This window comes from Rhodothermus profundi, assembly GCF_900142415.1.
GTDB classification, from domain to species: domain Bacteria; phylum Bacteroidota; class Rhodothermia; order Rhodothermales; family Rhodothermaceae; genus Rhodothermus; species Rhodothermus profundi.
The window spans coordinates 72,247-88,346 of record NZ_FRAU01000011.1; the positions used below are offsets into that span (position 1 = coordinate 72,247).

Genomic DNA, 16,100 nt, shown 5'->3' on the forward strand with positions numbered 1-16,100 from the left:
AATTAAGGCCCGGACTGTGAGGCCCGGGCCAGAATAGCCAGGCAGTAGGCCGTCAATATGCCAGCAAATCGCGCGCGGCCTGCAAGATGTCTTCATCCTGGGGCAGGACCGCGCTTTCCAGCGGGTCTGCAAACGGAATGGGCGTGAAAGCGCCGGCCACGCGCTGCACCGGAGCGTCCAGGTATTCAAAGGCCCGGGCTGCAATCTGAGCCGCAATTTCAGCGCCAAAGCCGGCAAATTCGTGGTCTTCGTAGACGACCAGGACCCGGTTGGTCTTCTGAACGGAGGCTAAAATGGTATCTATGTCCAGCGGAATGATGGTGCGAATATCAATGATTTCGATAGAAACCCCGTCTTCGCGGGCGAGGCGACGGGCTACGTTGACCGATTTGTGCACCATCATGCCATAGGTGACAATGGTCAGGTCGCGGCCTTCCTGAACGACGCGGGCTTTGCCAAACGGAAGCAGATAGTCCGCGTCTGGCTCTGGCGTGCGCGCAGCGGCGGCCCGGTAGAGCGCTTTGTGCTCCAGGAAAAGCACGGGATCGCGCATGCGAATGGCGGTTTTGAGCAGCCCCTTGGCATCGGCAGCGTTCGAGGGCAGGGCAATCTTATAGCCGGGCATATGGCCAAAGATGCCCTCGATATTCTGGGAATGGCACAGGCCGCCGTGGATGTAACCGCCGCAGGGGACGCGGATAACGAGCGGGCATTCCCAGGCGTTGTTTGAACGATACCGGAAGGGGGCCACCTGGTTGCGCAGTTGCTGCATGGCCGGCCAGATGTAGTCGGCAAACTGAATTTCCACGACGGGCTTGAAGCCACAGGCTGCCAGGCCTACAGCCGTTCCAATGATAGACGCTTCGGCCAGAGGAGAGTTGAAGCAACGATCGAAGCCGAACCGTTCGGAAAGCCCGCGCGTGGCCGTAAACACGCCCCCTTTGGGATCAGCCACGTCTTCGCCATAGACGATCACGCGCTCGTCGCGCTCCATTTCTTCATGGAGCGCATGGTTGATGGCATCCACCATAACGACTGGCGGACCTGAAGGCGTGCTCTTTTCATATTCCAGGTCGAGCGTGCCTTCAAAGTATACGTAGCGCGTAGCGGTGTCGGGGTCTGGATCCGGCTGTTGTTCAGCCCAGCGCGCGGCCTCATCGACCTGGTGGCGCACTTCCCTGCGGATTTCTTCGATCTGCTCTGGCTGAAGCAAGCCGGCCTGTTGCAGCGTCTGTTCCAGGCGCAGGATCGGGTCAAGCTGGCGGTCTTTTTCCAGCTCTTCCGGCAGGCGGTATTTGGCGTGGTTGTCCGAGGAAGAGTGCGGCAGCAGACGGACGACGTCGGCAACCAGCAAGACGGGCCCCTTGCCGGCGCGAATGTATTCGATGGCTGCCCGGGCCGCTGCATAGGCTTTGAAAAAGTCGGTGCCGTCCACGTGAATGCGAGCCAGTCCCTCGTAGCCGGCGCCCAGCTTGTAGGGGTTGCCGCCGGCGGTTTGCTGTTCGATCGGGACAGAAATGGCGTAGCGGTTATTCTGAATGAAGTACAGTACCGGGGCTTTGGCGCGGGCAGCCCAGTTTAGCGCTTCGTGGAAGGCGCCCTGCGATGTAGCACCTTCTCCGGCCGAGCAGTAGACGTAGGCGTTTTCTCCGCGGCGCTGGACGCCCATGGCCGTGCCGAGGGCCGGCAGAAACTGGGCACCTACTGAAGAAGAGGGGGTTACGATGTGTTTGGCGCGGTCGCTGTAATGCGAGGGCATCTGGCGGCCGCCGGAGTTGGGATCGTCGGCTTTGGCCAGATGGGCCAGCAGGGCATCTTCGGGGCGATTGCCCAGCATCAGGTACATGCACAGGTCCCGGTAGTACATCCAGAACCAGTCGAAGCCCGGTCTGGAAAGTAAGCCAATGGCAGCTTGCGCGGCTTCATGGCCAGAGCCCCCGATATGGAAGAAGCCTTTGCCCTGCTTGAGCAGGGTCAGCATTTTTTCGTCCAGCCGTCGCGCCAGCAGCATGGTGCGATAGACGCGAAGCAGCGTGTCGCGGTCAAAGTCGGCCGGACTTACGGGCTGGATATCCAGGTCGCCTTCGTAAGCCAGAACAGGAAGCTCGGCGACCTGCTGGCCGTTGCCTCCAGAATTTGGAAGCGCTTTTTCAAGGGTATGAGTCGTTTTCTTTTTCCGCGGCATTGTTCTCACGGATTGATGTACCACTACAGGGCTGCAGGGGCAGCCAGCTCCCAAAGCAAACGTGTGGGATATTGTGCACGTTCCACCTACACGCCGGACGAACCGAAGCTGGCTGCCTTAATTTACGAAGAAGCTGCGGCCGACGCTTCAGGCGCTGACCGCTTCGTCTGCCGCTGCGTAGGGCAGCTCAAACCAGAAGCGACTGCCTCGGCCGACAGTGCTTTCGACGTGGATCGCTTCGCCGTGGGCCTGCAGGATCTGCTTGACGATACTCAATCCCAGGCCTGTGCCGCCACTGCGGCGTGAGCGATCGGGATCGACGCGATAGAAACGTTCAAAGATACGATCCAGGTGCTCTTCGGGAATGCCCCGTCCTGTATCCACTACTTCTACATGCACTTTGTCGCGTCGCCGCCGGATCCGGCATCGTATGTAGCCTTCGTCGGTGTAGGAAATGGCGTTGTCGATCAGGTTGGTCAGGACCTGCCGGATGCGCTCGCGGTCGGCCCGCACAAAGACCGGATCGTTTTCGGCCTGAATGATCAGGCCTTTTTCTTCGGCTTTAGGCCGCAGCATATCGACTACTTCCTCAACGACCTCCTGCAGGTTGAACACCGAGGGGTGGATCAGATCGGCCCGGTACTCCAGACGAGCGATTTCTATCAGATCGTTGAACAGGTTGTTGAGTCGGTTCAGATTCTGCAGCGCTTTTTCTACGTATCGCTTGCGCGTCTCTGGATCCATGGTGGGCGAAGCCAGGGCTTCCAGATAGCCCCCAATGGAAAAGATGGGATTGCGCACTTCGTGGGAGACGTTGCCGATAAATTCCGTTTGCAGACGCGTTAGACGTTGCAGCTCGGCAATTTTTTCGCGGAAGCTGTCTGACATTTCATTGAGGTGGTGCGCCAGATCCTGAAACTCGGCAGCTCGCGTGTGCACCTGAATTTTTTCGTCGAAATGCCCTTCAATAATATTGCGTGCGCTGTTGCGGATGGCGCGCAGGGGGGCGGTGACTTTTTCGGTGGCGATCCAGCTTCCCAGGAGGGCCAGCAGGAGCGCGGCCAGCATGCCCAGCACCAGCGTCAGTTCCATCTGCCGCGCCAGTTGGTACCAGAGCGGAGCAGGTTGGCCGACCTGCACGGTCCACCCGGAAGCGGGGTCGTACAGGGTAAGATAGAAGATCTGTCCCTCCGCGGTGAGGCGGCTGAAAAAGCGAGCGGAGGCTTCTGCACTGACCAGCGTATCCAGCCGTGGGAGCGAGGCAGAGGGAACCGGCTGGCCGGCCTGGCCGCTCCAGATGATTGAGTCGCCGCGGGCCAGCGTCAGGTGCAGTCCGGTAACGCGGCTGAGCAGAGCCAGCGTGGACGGCAGCTCATGGGACGGCGTCTCTGGAACCACCTGATAGAGCAGCCGCTCTGCCTGGGTGCGCAGCGTTTGTTCCATGGTGTTGTGAAGCCGGCCGTGCAGCACCAGGCCGGTATAAAGCCCTACGCCCAGCACGGCCAGCCCCACAAACAACGCAAACGTCAGGAACATCCAGGTGCGCACCGAGGCGCGGGGGGGGAAAATCCAGCGCCAGACCCGATACAACAGGCGACGCACTCCTCGCGGTCGCCGATGACGCTTAACCCTCGCTGGGCTCATCCTCTTCCACAAAGCGATAGCCTACGCCGCGCACCGTCTGGATATGTTTGGCAAAGTCGCCGAGCTTTTCCCGCAGGTTCTTGATATGCGCATCAACGGTGCGCTCCGTGACCATCATGGCATCCTTCCAGATGCGTTCAAGCAACTCCTGACGCGTAAAAGCCTTGCGGGGATGCCGGACCAGGTAGCGGAGCAGCTCGAATTCAGTCAGCGTCAGCCCCAGATCGCGGCCGCGCAGCGAGGCCCGGTACTCGTCTTCGTAAATGGTCAGGTCTTTAACCTTCAACGTGCGGCTTTCTTCCACACCCGCGCGACGCAACACCGCCTTGATCCGAGCCAGCAGCACCTGCGGCGAAACGGGCTTGGTCAGGTAGTCATCGCCACCCATCATGAGCCCTTTAACCTGATCCTCTTCCTCGCTCTTCGCGGTAAGGAAGATGATCGGGATGTGCTCGGTCTCTACCCGGGAGCGCAGGCGCTTGCAGACTTCATAGCCATCCAGGCCCGGCAGCATGATGTCGAGCACAATCAGGTCGATTTCGGGCGTAGCCTTTTCCAGCGCCTCTTCTCCATCGTACGCCTTATGCACCTGGTAGCCTTCCTGAGCCAGGAAGTGGCTGATGACCTCGACAACGTCTTCCTCGTCGTCCACTACCAGGATGTTGATTTCCGCAGGTTCGGCTGTCCGTGGCATGGTCATTCTCTAAGTTGGTGGGAAATAAAAAAACCGTCGCTTCAACGCCAGATAATAAATATAAGTTTTCTTCAGAGGTTCTCAGCAGAAGAAAAGGACGCGGCCCGGGAATGAGCTAGATAGTGTCGGGGGACCCGTTGCGCGGCCATGCAGCTTAGCTCGTACGGAACGGTCTCAGCCCACCGGGCAACTTCCATGATGGAAGGACCGCCGTCGCCGAAAAAAACGACCGGAGTCCCTTCTTGCACATCGGGAGCGCTTTCAGGATCGCCCAGGTCGATCATGGTCATATCCATGCAGACGGTTCCGACAATAGGAAAACGCCGCCCCTGCAGGCCCACCTGACCCCGATTGGAAAGGCGACGCGGAATGCCATCGCCATAGCCGGCGCCGACCACGGCAATGCGCCGCCAACCCGGCGCTGTCCAGGTGCGGCCGTAGGAAATGGTGGTGCCAGGAGGAACCGTGCGAATCTGAACAATATGGGCGACAAAGCGCATAACAGGCTGCAATCCAGCCTGACGGGCCTGCTCCGCACGGGAAAGATAGCCGTAAAGCGCTGCACCGATGCGAGCGCGTTGGCGGTGGCTGTTCCAGTAGGAGCGGGGCAGGGTAAACAACGCGCTGCTACTGGCTACGTGGAAGGTTTCAAAAGCATCGCCTACCTGCCGACAGAGCTGGTCGAAGCGCTCCAACTGCTCCTGCAGGAAAGGATCATCAGGGCGGTCGGCTGTGGCCAGATGGGTGCAAAGACCGGCCAACGTGACGCCCGGCGTTTGTGCCAGGCGACGGATGATCGCAGGCGCTTCCTCCGGCCAGAGCCCCAGCCGTCCCATACCGGTATCTACCTTGACATGAACCCGGAGGGGACCGTACCGCTTCACCGCTGCACAGACTGCCTCGGCCAGCGCCGGCGATGAAACCGTAACCTCAATGTGATGCTGCACGCAATGGGGCAATGCATCCGGCAAAACCGCTCCCAGCAGTACAATCGTTCCCGCAATACCTGCCTGCCGCAGCGCCACTGCCTCGTGCAGCCGAACCACGGCAAAATGGCGAACACCCGCTTCCTGTAAGGCACGGGCCACGGGTAACAACCCGTGGCCGTACGCGTCGTCTTTGACCACCGCTATGGGGACAGCAGGCCCCAGCCGCTGCCGTATCTGTCTCAGATTATGATGAAGCTTGTCCAGGTGAATTTCAACAAACGCAGGGTGCCACACGGTAAGCCTACGTTTACGAGGTAAAAGGCCGCGCCGCTGACGCCTTCCCCCTGAAAAAAGATCCTTAAAAAATTAACTGCCATTGAACGACCAGTAGATGTTGCCCGAGGCCCCGTTCGGTTGCGTACGCAACCGTGAGCCGCTGCCGCTCGTAGGGCGCTCCCTGCAGCGCACTTGGACTGATGCTGAAACCTGTCGTCAGGATCGTGCGGTCGGCTTCCGCACCGCTTTCTTCCAGCCACTCCAGCCGCGCAAAAGCTTCCGCGCCGCGGTGCAGCCGCACGGCGCTCAGCCCGGCAATACCCGTCAGGTGATCGCTCGACCGAAGCACAGGCTGCCCTGGTTCATACCGCACGACCACCCCGTCAAGCTTTAGCCGAAACCATCGGCTTCCAGGCTTTGCGCCCCAGTACCAGTGGAATCCGTAGGACAGGTAGCGCCGATGGTCGGTGTTCGGATTGCCGGCGCTGTTGTAGCTAACAAAGCCACCGGCTTCGATGTCTGCCTGCTCCGACAGGTAGAACTGACCGCCCAGGCTAACCGCTATGCCGGTGCGCTGCTGGCCCTCGGTAACGTCGGTATTGCTGGGGCTGGCGCGGTAGTTGCCGCGCAGGCGATCCCAGCTTCCATCGCCGTTGTGCAGGAAAAGGATAAAGCGGCCTCGAGGATGATGATAAGCAGCCTCCACGCCAAAGTCGCGTCCGTCGCGGCCAATGGTGCGGGCACCCCAGCGCTCGGCGATAGCCGGGCGCTCTACAGCATCGACGTACCGGTGCGAGGTCAGCCCGAGAGCACGTGGTTGAATGGAAGGCATGCGGCCTATGCGAAACGACCAGCGGGCGTGAGGCGTGTAGATGGCATAAGCGTCCAGAAAACGTGCAGAGGGGGCCGTGCCGTCTAATTGAACGCGAAAGGTCCATCGCTCGGACAGGCGCACCCTGACGCGCAGTCGGGCCCGCCGAACGCCAAAACCTATCCGCGTGCGCTGAAGCGTTTCGTGCTGACCGTAGCTGAAGCGCGTCTGCAACGTTCCACTCAGGGTAACGGCCGGCAAACTGGACGGTTGCGCCTGCGCCGTCATAGCAGCAAGGCCCAGCAGTAAAAGTCGAAACCGCACGGTCATATCTTCGCTGGTTCAAGGTAAGCAGCACGCGCCAAAAGTACGTGCATGCTCCCTTCTTTTCCAGCGCTGTCCTATCTTAAGAACGGATTCGCGTAACGGATACGTAGAGCAATGATGCGTCTGCAGAAAACGTTCGGCATTTTCCTGGGACTTTTTTTGCTGGCGCCGGCTGCTACGGCACAGCAGGATGTTCAGGAGCGCCCGCGGCTTACGCTGGAAGACATTCACGCGTCCCGTAAGTTTATTGGCGAATTTTTCCAGGGAGGACGCTGGGCGGCTGAGGGGCCGGTCGTTCTGTACATCGAGCCCGACCCGCAGACCGGTGCTACGCACTTGATCCGATATAACCTGGAAACAGGTCAGCGCGAACGACTCATCGACGGTAACCGGCTGTACGCCCCGGATGTCGAGCGCCTGATCCGCATTGAAGCCTATCAGTATAGCCAGGACGGCCAGCGGGTGCTGCTCTATACCGACTCGGAACGGGTCTGGCGCTACAATACTAAAGGGTTCTACTACGTCTATGATCTGCAAGCCGATTCGCTCTGGCCGGTTAGCGACCGGCGCAAAGGCTTTCAGATGTTTGCCAAGTTTAGCCCGGACGGCCGCCAGGTAGCCTTTGTGCGCGACCGCAACCTGTACCTTGTCGATCTTGAAACAGGCCAGGAAGTCCCGCTGACGACCGACGGCGCACCAGGGAGCATTATCAATGGTACGTTCGACTGGGTTTACGAAGAAGAATTCGGATTACGGGACGGTTGGGCCTGGAGTCCAGATGGCCGCTACATTGCCTTCTTCAAGTTGGACGAGTCAAAGGTCCCGGCCTTTACCATGATGGACCTTCGGGCACCCTACCCGAAGGCCATTACGTTCCGTTATCCCAAAGCCGGTGAACCTAACAGTGAAATTCAGATTGGGGTTATTGATCTGCAGACGGGTCAGGTGCGCTTCTTCGATACGGACACCTGGTATGAAGGCGGCGACCGATACGAGTACCTGGCGCGCATGGGATGGACCCCCACCATTGAGGGCCGCCATTACGTCTGGATGTTTCGCATGAATCGCGATCAGAACCACCTGGAACTGCTCTACGGCGATCCGGCCACGATGTCCCTGCGCACCGTGCTCGAAGAGCAGGCTTCAGCCTGGCTCGAAGTGGAGACCGGCTTTACCGATCTGGAAGCCGGGCAGATTACCTATCTGCAGGATAACCAGCATTTTGTGTGGATCAGCGAACGCGACGGTTATCGGCACCTGTACCTGTACCGCAACGATGGCACGCTGGTCCGTCAGCTCACGCAAGGCAGGTGGGACGTAACCGATTTTCACGGCGTGGATGAACAGGGTGGCTGGGTATACTTTACGGCGACAATCGATGGGCCCCGAGAGCGCCATCTCTATCGCATCCCCCTCCATCCGGAAGCATCCAATGGCCAGGCGTCTGCGCCGCAGCGCATTACGCAGGCACCCGGAACGCACGACGTTAGCCTTTCAAGCGACTTTCGGTATTACATCGACACGCACACGCGTTTCCTGCAGCCACCTGTGGTAACGTTGCACCGCATTACCGGTGAGCAAATCGCTGTGCTGGAAGGCAACGAGGCGCTGCGGGAGCGACTGGCCGCCTATGGGCTACGTCCACCAGAGTTTTTCACAGTGCCCGGTGCCGACGGTACCCCGCTGCAGGCTTACCTCATCAAACCATCCGATTTCGATTCCACCCGGCAATACCCGTTGCTGCTATACGTTTATGGAGGACCCGGCTCGCAGACTGTTGTGGATCGATGGGGCGGTGCGCGCATGCTCTGGCACTACTACCTGGCCGAGGAGCTGGGAATTCTGGTTGCCAGCGTAGACAACCGCGGAACTGGAGCCCGGGGCTACGCCTTCAAGACTGCCACCTATCGTCGGCTGGGCCAGCTCGAAGCCCAGGATCAGATTGCTGCAGCTAAAGCGCTGGCGCAGCGCCCCTATGTTGATCCGGCCCGCATTGGCATCTGGGGATGGAGCTACGGCGGTTACATGACCCTGATGGCCATGCTCTATGGCGATGGACCGCAGGTCTTCCGCGTAGGGGTTTCGGTAGCTCCCGTTACTGACTGGCGACTCTATGATACCATTTACACCGAGCGTTATATGTCCACGCCGCAGCGTAACCCGGAAGGCTATCGGCTCGGCTCTCCCATTACCTATGCGGATCGGCTCACCGACCGACAGCGACTGCTGATCATTCATGGTGATCTGGATGACAATGTCCATTTCCAGCATGCGGTGCAGATGATTGACGCGCTGCAGCGAGCCGGTAAACAGTTCGCGTTCATGATGTATCCAGGCCGCAATCATGGCATCTACGGAGGCAATACGCGCCTGCACCTGTTCACGTTGATAACCGACTTTTTAAAGGAAAACCTGGTGAACCCACGCTGAACGACCCGGCCCGTGCTATCTTTGGCACGGGCCTTTTCTGTGGTACACAAGAAAGGGGATGTACGGCAACATGGAATCAAGTGCGCGCAAGACGCCAGACCTGCTCATTCGGGGAGGAATTCTGCTTGATCCCGAAACGGGCCGGCAACGCCGGGCCGACCTGCTTATTCGCAACGGTCGTATTGCCCGCATTGCAGAGTCCATTGAAGCCGATGACGTGCCCGTCTATGAGGCGGCCGGTAAGTTTGTCTCGCCCGGTTGGATGGACATGCATGTGCATCTGCGCGAGCCCGGCCAGGAGCATAAAGAGACCATTGAGACGGGCTGCCAGGCGGCTGCGTTTGGCGGGTTTACGGCGGTGGCCTGCATGCCCAACACCGATCCGCCCATCCACACGCGCGATGTCGTGGAGTTTGTGATCGAGCGCGGTCGGCGCACCCCGGTTGACGTCTACCCGATTGCCTGCGTGTCGAAAAACCGGGAGGGAAAAGAGCTGACCGAAATGGCCGACCTGGTAGAAGGAGGAGCCGTGGCTTTTAGCGATGATGGGGCGCCGGTGCAGCACGGAGGGCTGATGCGCCGGGCACTCGAATACGCTTCGATGCTCGACCGGGTTATCATCAACCACATGGAAGATCTCACGCTGAATCCCCAGGGCCATATGCATGAGGGCGTGGTATCGACCCGGCTGGGGGTACCTGGCATTCCGTCGCTCGCCGAAGAGGTGATGGTTGCGCGCGACCTGCTGCTGGCCGAGTATACCGGGGGGCACGTGCATGTGGCCCATATTTCGACGGCCCGGTCGGTGGAGCTGGTCCGGCAGGCCAAGGCGCGCGGCGTGCGCGTAACGGCGGAGGTTTGTCCGCATCACTTTACGCTAACCGATGAGGCCGTTGAGCGCACAGGCTTTTCGACCAACACGAAGATGCATCCGCCGCTGCGCACCGCGGCCGACATTGCAGCGATCAAGGAAGGGTTGCGCGATGGGACCATCGATGCCATCTGCACCGACCATGCGCCGCATGCCAGCTTTGAGAAAGAGGTTGAGTTCATCGAAGCGCCTTTTGGCATCATTGGGTTGGAGACCGCCTGGGGGCTGATCGGGCGTGAGCTGATTGCACCGGGCGTGCTAACCGTAACCGAGGCCGTTTACAAGCTGACGGTAGCGCCACGCCGCATTCTGCGGTTGCCTGTGCCGCGCCTGGCCGAAGGAGAACCCGCCAACCTGACTATTTTTGATGCCACAACGCGCTGGGTTTTTGAAGCGCGGCATATTCGCTCAAAAAGTCAAAATACGCCATTTATTGGAGAAGAACTGGTAGGACGCGCCTGGGCTATCTATAACCGCGGCTGGTTTGTTGTCCAGGACCCCTGAGCCGCGGCATGTTGATGCAAGGGACTTCCCAGTAACCAGGACGAGATGACAGGCATGCAGGCCACCGGAGCGCGTTTGCAGGTGGGCGTGGTTTTTGGCGGCGTGTCGCCAGAGCATGAAGTGTCGGTCATTACAGGGCTGCAAGCAGTTGCTGCGCTCGACCGCACCCGATACGAGGTTATTCCCCTGTACATCGCGAAGGACGGCCGCTGGTACACGGGAACTGTATTGTTTGAGCTGGAAGCCTACCAGGATCTGGAGGCGATTCGACAGACGGCTGTTCCCGTGCGGTTTGATCCGGCCGCGCACGGAAAGCTACTGCTGGTCGAAGCAAAACCACGCCGCTGGCCCTGGCAACGTCCCCGACGCTATCTGGTGGACGTTGTGCTGCTGGCGCTGCATGGCGGCGACGGCGAAAATGGCGGGGTGCAGGGATTGTGCGAAGCGCTCAACGTTCCCTACACAGGAAGTGGGGTGCTGGGATCGGCGCTGGGAATGGATAAAGTTCTCTCCAAGCTGCTCTGCCGGGAGCAGGGCATTCCGGTTGTACCCTTTCAGTGGTTTCGAGAAGCGGACTGGGCCGATCATGAAGAAGCCTGGTTAGATCGGCTGGAAGCCGAACTGGGCTATCCCATGGTGGTGAAGCCGGCTCGACTGGGCTCTTCGATTGGCATTCAGCGCGTCGAGGATCGCCAGGCGCTTGACGCAGCCATTGAAGAAGCATTCCGCTACGATGAGAAGGTGGTGGTCGAACAGGCCATTCGCAATCTGCGTGAGGTGAACTGCGCTGTGCTGGGCGACCCTTCGGAAGCACGGCCCAGTGTGCTTGAGGAGCCGGTGCGAAGCGACCGCACCCAGCTCCTGACGTTCCAGGACAAATACATGCGAGGAGGCAGCAAAGCCGGCCACCGCGGTCGCAAGCAGCAGGCGCCCCAGGGCATGGCCTCCCTGGACCGGATCATTCCGGCACCGCTTGAAGCCGACCAGACGCGGGCCATTCAGGAAATGGCCGTGCGCATTTTTCAACTTTTCGAGTGCGCGGGTGTAGCCCGCATCGACTTTTTACTAGATGACGATACTGGACAGGTTTATTTCAATGAAATCAACACAATCCCTGGCTCCTTTTCCTTTTATCTGTGGGAGCCGGCGGGTGTGCCGTTTGACCGGCTGATGGATGAGCTGATTCGTCTGGCGCAGAAGCGACACCGGGAAAAGAACGGCCGCGTGCGCTCCTATGAGGTGAACTTGCTGTCGGCGCGCAGCTTGCAGGGCCTTAAAGGCGCTAAGTCGCCGTAGCAAGTGCGCGGGCAATCCGGGCGGCTACAATGGCATTCTGTTCCAGCAGGGCAATGTTCGCCTGCAGCACGCGCGAGCCCAGGCGTTCGCGCAGCCGGGCCAGCAGGAAGGGGGTGAGCGCCTCCGCACGTAGCTGGCGCGTTTCGGCATCCTGCAACGCCTGTTCCAGCGCAGGCAGCACAACCTCCCGGGGAAGTGCCACTCGGTCGGGTGGCGGAACCGTCACAAGCAGCGCTCCGGGCAAACCCAGTCGCTGCCGGGCTCGATACAGCGCTACAACTTCTGCCGGTGTATCGCACCGGACGTCAACGGGCAGACCGCTTGTCGGGCAATAGAAGGCCGGCATGGTATCGGTGCGATAGCCTACAACGGTGATGCCGCGCGTTTCGAGCTGCTCGCGCGTGGCTTCTAAATCCAGGATGATCTTCGGTCCCGAACAGACCACGATGGCTGGGATGCGAGCCAGCGCCTCCAGGTCGGCACTGATGTCCATGGCCGGCTGGCCGTCGATGCGGCGATGCACGCCACCAATGCCTCCGGTAGCCATGACCGGTATACCGGCACGCCAGGCCAGGTGCAGCGTAGCTGCTACGGTTGTGGCGCCGTCCAATCCTCGGGCTACCACAACCGGTAGATCGCGCAAGCTGACCTTCCGGATGCCTGGAGCAGTTGCCAGATAGCGTAGCTCATCGGGATGGAGGCCAAGCCGCACCTGGCCCTTCAAGATGGCAATTGTGCAGGGGCGAGCGCCTTCGGCGCGGACGGCCGCCTCACACCGGCGGGCCGTATCCAGATTATGAGGAGCGGGCAGGCCGTGCGCAATGACCGTCGATTCCAGCGCAACCGGAGCGTCCATAAGCAACAGCAACGGTGAAAACATGCTGCGCGCTGCTTACACAAGTTACATTGGCACCGGCCACCTGTTCAAATGGGGCCTGGCTCTCTTATGGCTGGTGGGCTGCCAGCGCGACGTTTCCGTTCCATCACCTCTTAAGCCGCATGCGCTGCAACCCGGACGCTTTCTGGTTGTGTTGCAGGGGGCAGTCACTGACACGCTTGAAGGGACGGCCCGCTTTCGCCAGGACACGTCAGGGGTCGTCGTGGTGGACCTGAGCGGGCAGCCGGACAACCGGCGTGGCCTCTCGCTGGAATGGTCGTCTGCGCAGGCCGATACGCTGGAAGCAGTGCGGCGATGGATAGCGGGACCATCTTCCAGCGCGTTTGTGGTGGGTTATCTGGACTGGCCTCCCTATACCTTTGTTACCGAAGCGGGCAGCCTGGTGCTCATAGAACGCTCGCGCACCGATCGGGTAGTCGCTACCTTCCGGCTAGCGCTCGGCGCGCTTGATCGACGCACCGGTGAGCCGCTGGAGGTTGAGGCCATCGGATCTTTTATCGCCATACCGGTCTCAGAAAAGTAGCCGGCAGACTTGACTTCGCCGGTCCTTCTTTTAATCTTAACATTGTGGTGGTCATAGATCGCCATTAATGATCCTGTTCACCTCTAAGAGGAGCGCCTATGTATCGGAGCAGTCATGGCCGAAAGGATCGGATTCTGAAGCAGCGTCGGCAGGATGCCTACTGGGAGCATCAGAAATGGCCTGAGCCTACCCGTTGTCCTGACTGTGGGGCCGTGTTCCGGCATGGCCGGTGGACATGGGAGCAGGCAACGGACGTAGTGCATGAAGCGCGATGCCCGGCCTGCCGGCGGGCAGCCGATCGCTACCCGGCCGGTTATGTGGAGCTGAAAGGTGCGTTTCTAAGTGCGCACCAGGAAGAGATCCTGAACCTGGTTCGGAATCTGGAGGCGCAGGAAAAACAAGCGCGTCCTCTGGAGCGCATTCTGCAGCTTGAATTGCAAAATGGCTGCTGCTATGTAACTACAACGGGCGTACATCTGGCCCGGCGTATTGGCGAGGCGCTTGCCCGGGCTTACCAGGGAAAGCTCAGCTTCGCCTATGCAGATGGCGACCGCGTCATTCGCGTGCAGTGGCGCCGGGACTGATTTCAGGGGGACGGCAGGAGTCGGCCGTATGTTTCAGTAAGTAAACGCAGGCGTTCTGCCACCCTGGGACGAAGCTGGTTGGCCCGTACGCGCCAGGACCAGTTGTGGGGGCCGGTCGTGCCGGGGGTATTCATGCGCGCTTCGCTCCCCAGGCCCAGCACGTCTTGCAGCGGAAACACGACCAGCTCGGCCACGGAGGCCATGAGCGTGCGGATGCAGGTCCAGTGGATCTCGCGTTCGCGTTTTCGGTCCAGGTCAAGATAGGTGCGGGCGTAGGCCCTGGCGCGGGCAACCACTTCAGGGGGGAGGGTGGTTTTGTTTTCGCCGCGCCACCATCCTACGATGGTATCGTTGTCGTGCGTGCCGGTGTAGGCCACCAGATTGCGCGTGTAGTTGTGGGGCAAGAAGGTGGAGGTGGCGTCGTCGTCGAACGCAAACTGGAGTACGGCCATGCCGGGAAAGCCGAAGCGCTCCATGAGTTCGGTTACATCTGGGGTGATAACCCCCAGGTTTTCCGCAACCAGAGGAAGCGGCCCCAGCTTCTGCTGAATGGTTTCAAAGAATTCGGCGCCCGGGCCGGGAACCCAGCGTCCGTTGACTGCTGTTGGTTCGCTGGCTGGAATTTCCCAGTAGGCCGCAAAGCCTCGAAAGTGATCCAGCCGGATCAGGTCTACGCGTTCCAGCAGCACAGCAAAACGCTGCGTCCACCAGTGATGGCCGGTCTCCCGAGAGACGTCCCATCGGTAGAGAGGATTGCCCCAGCGCTGTCCGGTCTCGCTGAAATAGTCAGGGGGGACGCCGGCAACTACCGTAGGATGGCCCTGTTCATCCAGATGGAACAGATGCGGGTTGGCCCAGACGTCAGCGCTGTCGTGGGCGACGTAGATAGGAATGTCGCCCATCAGGCGGATGCCCCGGTCATGACAGTAAGCACGCAGGTCCATCCACTGTTTATGAAAAAGATACTGCCAGAATTGATGCTTGCGGAATGAGCGCGCTAGCTCCTGGCGTGCGCGGTGCAGCGCTTCCGGCTCACGCCGAACCAGTTCAGGCGGCCACTCGGTCCAGACCGTACCGCCCTGCGCTTCTTTGAGCGCCATAAAAAGCGCATAATCATCCAGCCAGAATGCTTGCTTTTCACAGAAGAGCCAGAAATCCGTCTCATCAATGCGATCTGGATGGGCTTCAAACGTAGCATAGGCCTTTTCCAGTAAATGCTTCTTGTAGACGGTAACCCAGTCGTAGTCTACGCGATCTTCAGGAAAGGCAGGAGGATGGGCAATGTCGTCGGTTTGCAGCAAGCCTTGCTCGACCAGTCGCTCGGGACTGATCAGCAGCGGATTGCCGGCAAACGTGGAAGGGCTGGCGTATGGCGAAAAGCCCAGTCCTACGGGCACAAGCGGAAGCATCTGCCAGAGACGCTGACCGGCCTCGACCAGAAAATCGACAAAGCGGTAAGCTGCAGGCCCCAGATCTCCAATACCGAAAGGACCGGGCAGGGAGGTCGGATGCAACAGAATACCGCTGGAGCGAGGAAGACCGTGCATGAACGTCTCAGATCGCGCTGATCCACATGATTACAGCGGCGCCAAAGATACGGGATATGACAACGATAAGGGAGCGCAAAGCGAGGAAAAGCCTGTAAAGAAAAAGAAAGCAGCCACTTGCTTACATGGAAGCAGCCTGTACCCTTTCGAAGAAGGACCCGCCTACCTGGACAGGCCTCCGAGAAGCCTCCTGCTGATGGGTATAAGCAAATCGTAGCGTTGTACGCTTGTCTTTCTTCCTGTAGATTTATTTAACCAGGATGATTTTGCGTTGTTGGACGAAGCTGCCGGCCGTGAGGCGATAGAAATACAAGCCACTGGCCAGGCCCTGCGCTTCGAAACGCACGGCATAGAGGCCAGGCGCTAGCTTTTCGTCCACCAACACGCCGACGCGTCTTCCCAGCACGTCGTAGACTTCCAGGCGCACCCGCACCTGCCGTGGCACGGCAAAGCGAATCGTAGCCTGCCGCCGAAACGGATTGGGATAGGCTTCGTAGAGCGCAAAGCGTTCGGGCACAGCGCCTTCGTCTTCGGCGGCCACCAGATAGGGGGCCACTTCCAACAGGCGCAGGCCTACGGCA

General features: G+C 59.9%; 13 protein-coding genes. 5 read left to right on the forward strand and 8 right to left on the reverse strand.

Translation table 11 applies throughout. The features are described 5' to 3' along the window. Positions 1-52 precede the first annotated feature (52 nt). The 5 genes from BUA15_RS13070 to BUA15_RS13090 form a co-directional block, all read right to left on the reverse strand. Positions 53-2,185, reverse strand: coding sequence for an alpha-ketoacid dehydrogenase subunit alpha/beta (locus BUA15_RS13070; protein WP_072716437.1), 2,133 nt, complete (start codon positions 2,183-2,185; stop codon positions 53-55). 147 nt (positions 2,186-2,332) lie between these two features. Beyond that, the gene (locus BUA15_RS13075) at positions 2,333-3,787 is read right to left on the reverse strand and encodes a sensor histidine kinase (RefSeq protein WP_245772054.1); all 1,455 of its coding nucleotides are present in this window, start codon (positions 3,785-3,787) and stop codon (positions 2,333-2,335) included. Between the two features lie 22 nt (positions 3,788-3,809). Continuing rightward, positions 3,810-4,523, reverse strand: a complete 714-nt coding sequence (locus BUA15_RS13080; protein WP_072716449.1) for a response regulator — start codon at positions 4,521-4,523, stop codon at positions 3,810-3,812. Between the two features lie 71 nt (positions 4,524-4,594). Beyond that, positions 4,595-5,746 carry an alanine racemase gene (gene alr, locus BUA15_RS13085; protein WP_072716438.1) on the reverse strand — a complete coding sequence of 384 codons (1,152 nt, stop codon included), beginning with the start codon at positions 5,744-5,746 and terminating at the stop codon, positions 4,595-4,597. 64 nt (positions 5,747-5,810) lie between these two features. Then, complete coding sequence (locus BUA15_RS13090; protein ID WP_072716450.1) at positions 5,811-6,863, reverse strand: porin; 1,053 nt, start codon at positions 6,861-6,863, stop codon at positions 5,811-5,813. 117 nt (positions 6,864-6,980) lie between these two features. Between BUA15_RS13090 and BUA15_RS13095 the strand changes: the two genes are divergently transcribed. The 3 genes from BUA15_RS13095 (at position 6,981) to BUA15_RS13105 (ending at position 11,967) form a co-directional block, all read left to right on the forward strand. Then, entirely contained in the window at positions 6,981-9,296 is a 2,316-nt protein-coding gene (locus BUA15_RS13095; protein WP_072716439.1) for a S9 family peptidase, read from the forward strand. 70 nt (positions 9,297-9,366) lie between these two features. Continuing rightward, positions 9,367-10,671, forward strand: a complete 1,305-nt coding sequence (locus tag BUA15_RS13100; RefSeq protein WP_072716451.1) for a dihydroorotase — start codon at positions 9,367-9,369, stop codon at positions 10,669-10,671. Between the two features lie 54 nt (positions 10,672-10,725). Further along, the gene (locus BUA15_RS13105; RefSeq protein WP_072716452.1) at positions 10,726-11,967 is read left to right on the forward strand and encodes a D-alanine--D-alanine ligase family protein; all 1,242 of its coding nucleotides are present in this window, start codon (positions 10,726-10,728) and stop codon (positions 11,965-11,967) included. Here the strand turns inward: BUA15_RS13105 and BUA15_RS13110 are convergent. After that, on the reverse strand, positions 11,954-12,847 hold the full coding sequence (locus tag BUA15_RS13110) for a pseudouridine-5'-phosphate glycosidase (RefSeq protein ID WP_245772055.1): 894 nt from the start codon (positions 12,845-12,847) through the stop codon (positions 11,954-11,956). The two genes, BUA15_RS13105 and BUA15_RS13110, sit on opposite strands and share 14 nt — an antisense overlap. Between BUA15_RS13110 and BUA15_RS13115 the strand changes: the two genes are divergently transcribed. Both BUA15_RS13115 and BUA15_RS13120 read left to right on the forward strand, forming a co-directional pair. After that, complete coding sequence (locus tag BUA15_RS13115) at positions 12,846-13,388, forward strand: hypothetical protein (protein ID WP_072716440.1); 543 nt, start codon at positions 12,846-12,848, stop codon at positions 13,386-13,388. The two genes, BUA15_RS13110 and BUA15_RS13115, sit on opposite strands and share 2 nt — an antisense overlap. 98 nt (positions 13,389-13,486) lie before the next feature. Beyond that, a complete protein-coding gene (locus BUA15_RS13120; RefSeq protein WP_072716441.1) occupies positions 13,487-13,972 on the forward strand; it encodes a BCAM0308 family protein in 486 nt (161 codons plus the stop codon). Between the two features lie 2 nt (positions 13,973-13,974). Here BUA15_RS13120 and malQ read toward each other — a convergent pair whose 3' ends face one another. Then, the gene (malQ, locus tag BUA15_RS13125) at positions 13,975-15,519 is read right to left on the reverse strand and encodes a 4-alpha-glucanotransferase (protein WP_072716442.1); all 1,545 of its coding nucleotides are present in this window, start codon (positions 15,517-15,519) and stop codon (positions 13,975-13,977) included. A gap of 247 nt (positions 15,520-15,766) precedes the next feature. Then, the coding region (locus BUA15_RS13135) for a T9SS type A sorting domain-containing protein (protein WP_143149624.1) at positions 15,767-16,100 on the reverse strand (334 nt) is incomplete at its 5' end.

Bases quoted from the DNA above. Each gene is read 5' to 3' on its own strand.
- BUA15_RS13070 (WP_072716437.1), bottom strand. From the start codon at position 2,185: ATGCCGCGGAAAAAGAAAACGACTCATACCCTTGAAAAAGCGCTTCCA.
- BUA15_RS13080 (WP_072716449.1), bottom strand. From the start codon at position 4,523: ATGCCACGGACAGCCGAACCTGCGGAAATCAACATCCTGGTAGTGGAC.
- BUA15_RS13095 (WP_072716439.1), top strand. From the start codon at position 6,981: ATGATGCGTCTGCAGAAAACGTTCGGCATTTTCCTGGGACTTTTTTTG.
- BUA15_RS13100 (WP_072716451.1), top strand. From the start codon at position 9,367: ATGGAATCAAGTGCGCGCAAGACGCCAGACCTGCTCATTCGGGGAGGA.
- BUA15_RS13105 (WP_072716452.1), top strand. From the start codon at position 10,726: ATGCAGGCCACCGGAGCGCGTTTGCAGGTGGGCGTGGTTTTTGGCGGC.
- BUA15_RS13115 (WP_072716440.1), top strand. From the start codon at position 12,846: ATGCTGCGCGCTGCTTACACAAGTTACATTGGCACCGGCCACCTGTTC.
- BUA15_RS13110 (WP_245772055.1), bottom strand. From the start codon at position 12,847: ATGTTTTCACCGTTGCTGTTGCTTATGGACGCTCCGGTTGCGCTGGAA.
- BUA15_RS13120 (WP_072716441.1), top strand. From the start codon at position 13,487: ATGTATCGGAGCAGTCATGGCCGAAAGGATCGGATTCTGAAGCAGCGT.
- malQ (WP_072716442.1), bottom strand. From the start codon at position 15,519: ATGCACGGTCTTCCTCGCTCCAGCGGTATTCTGTTGCATCCGACCTCC.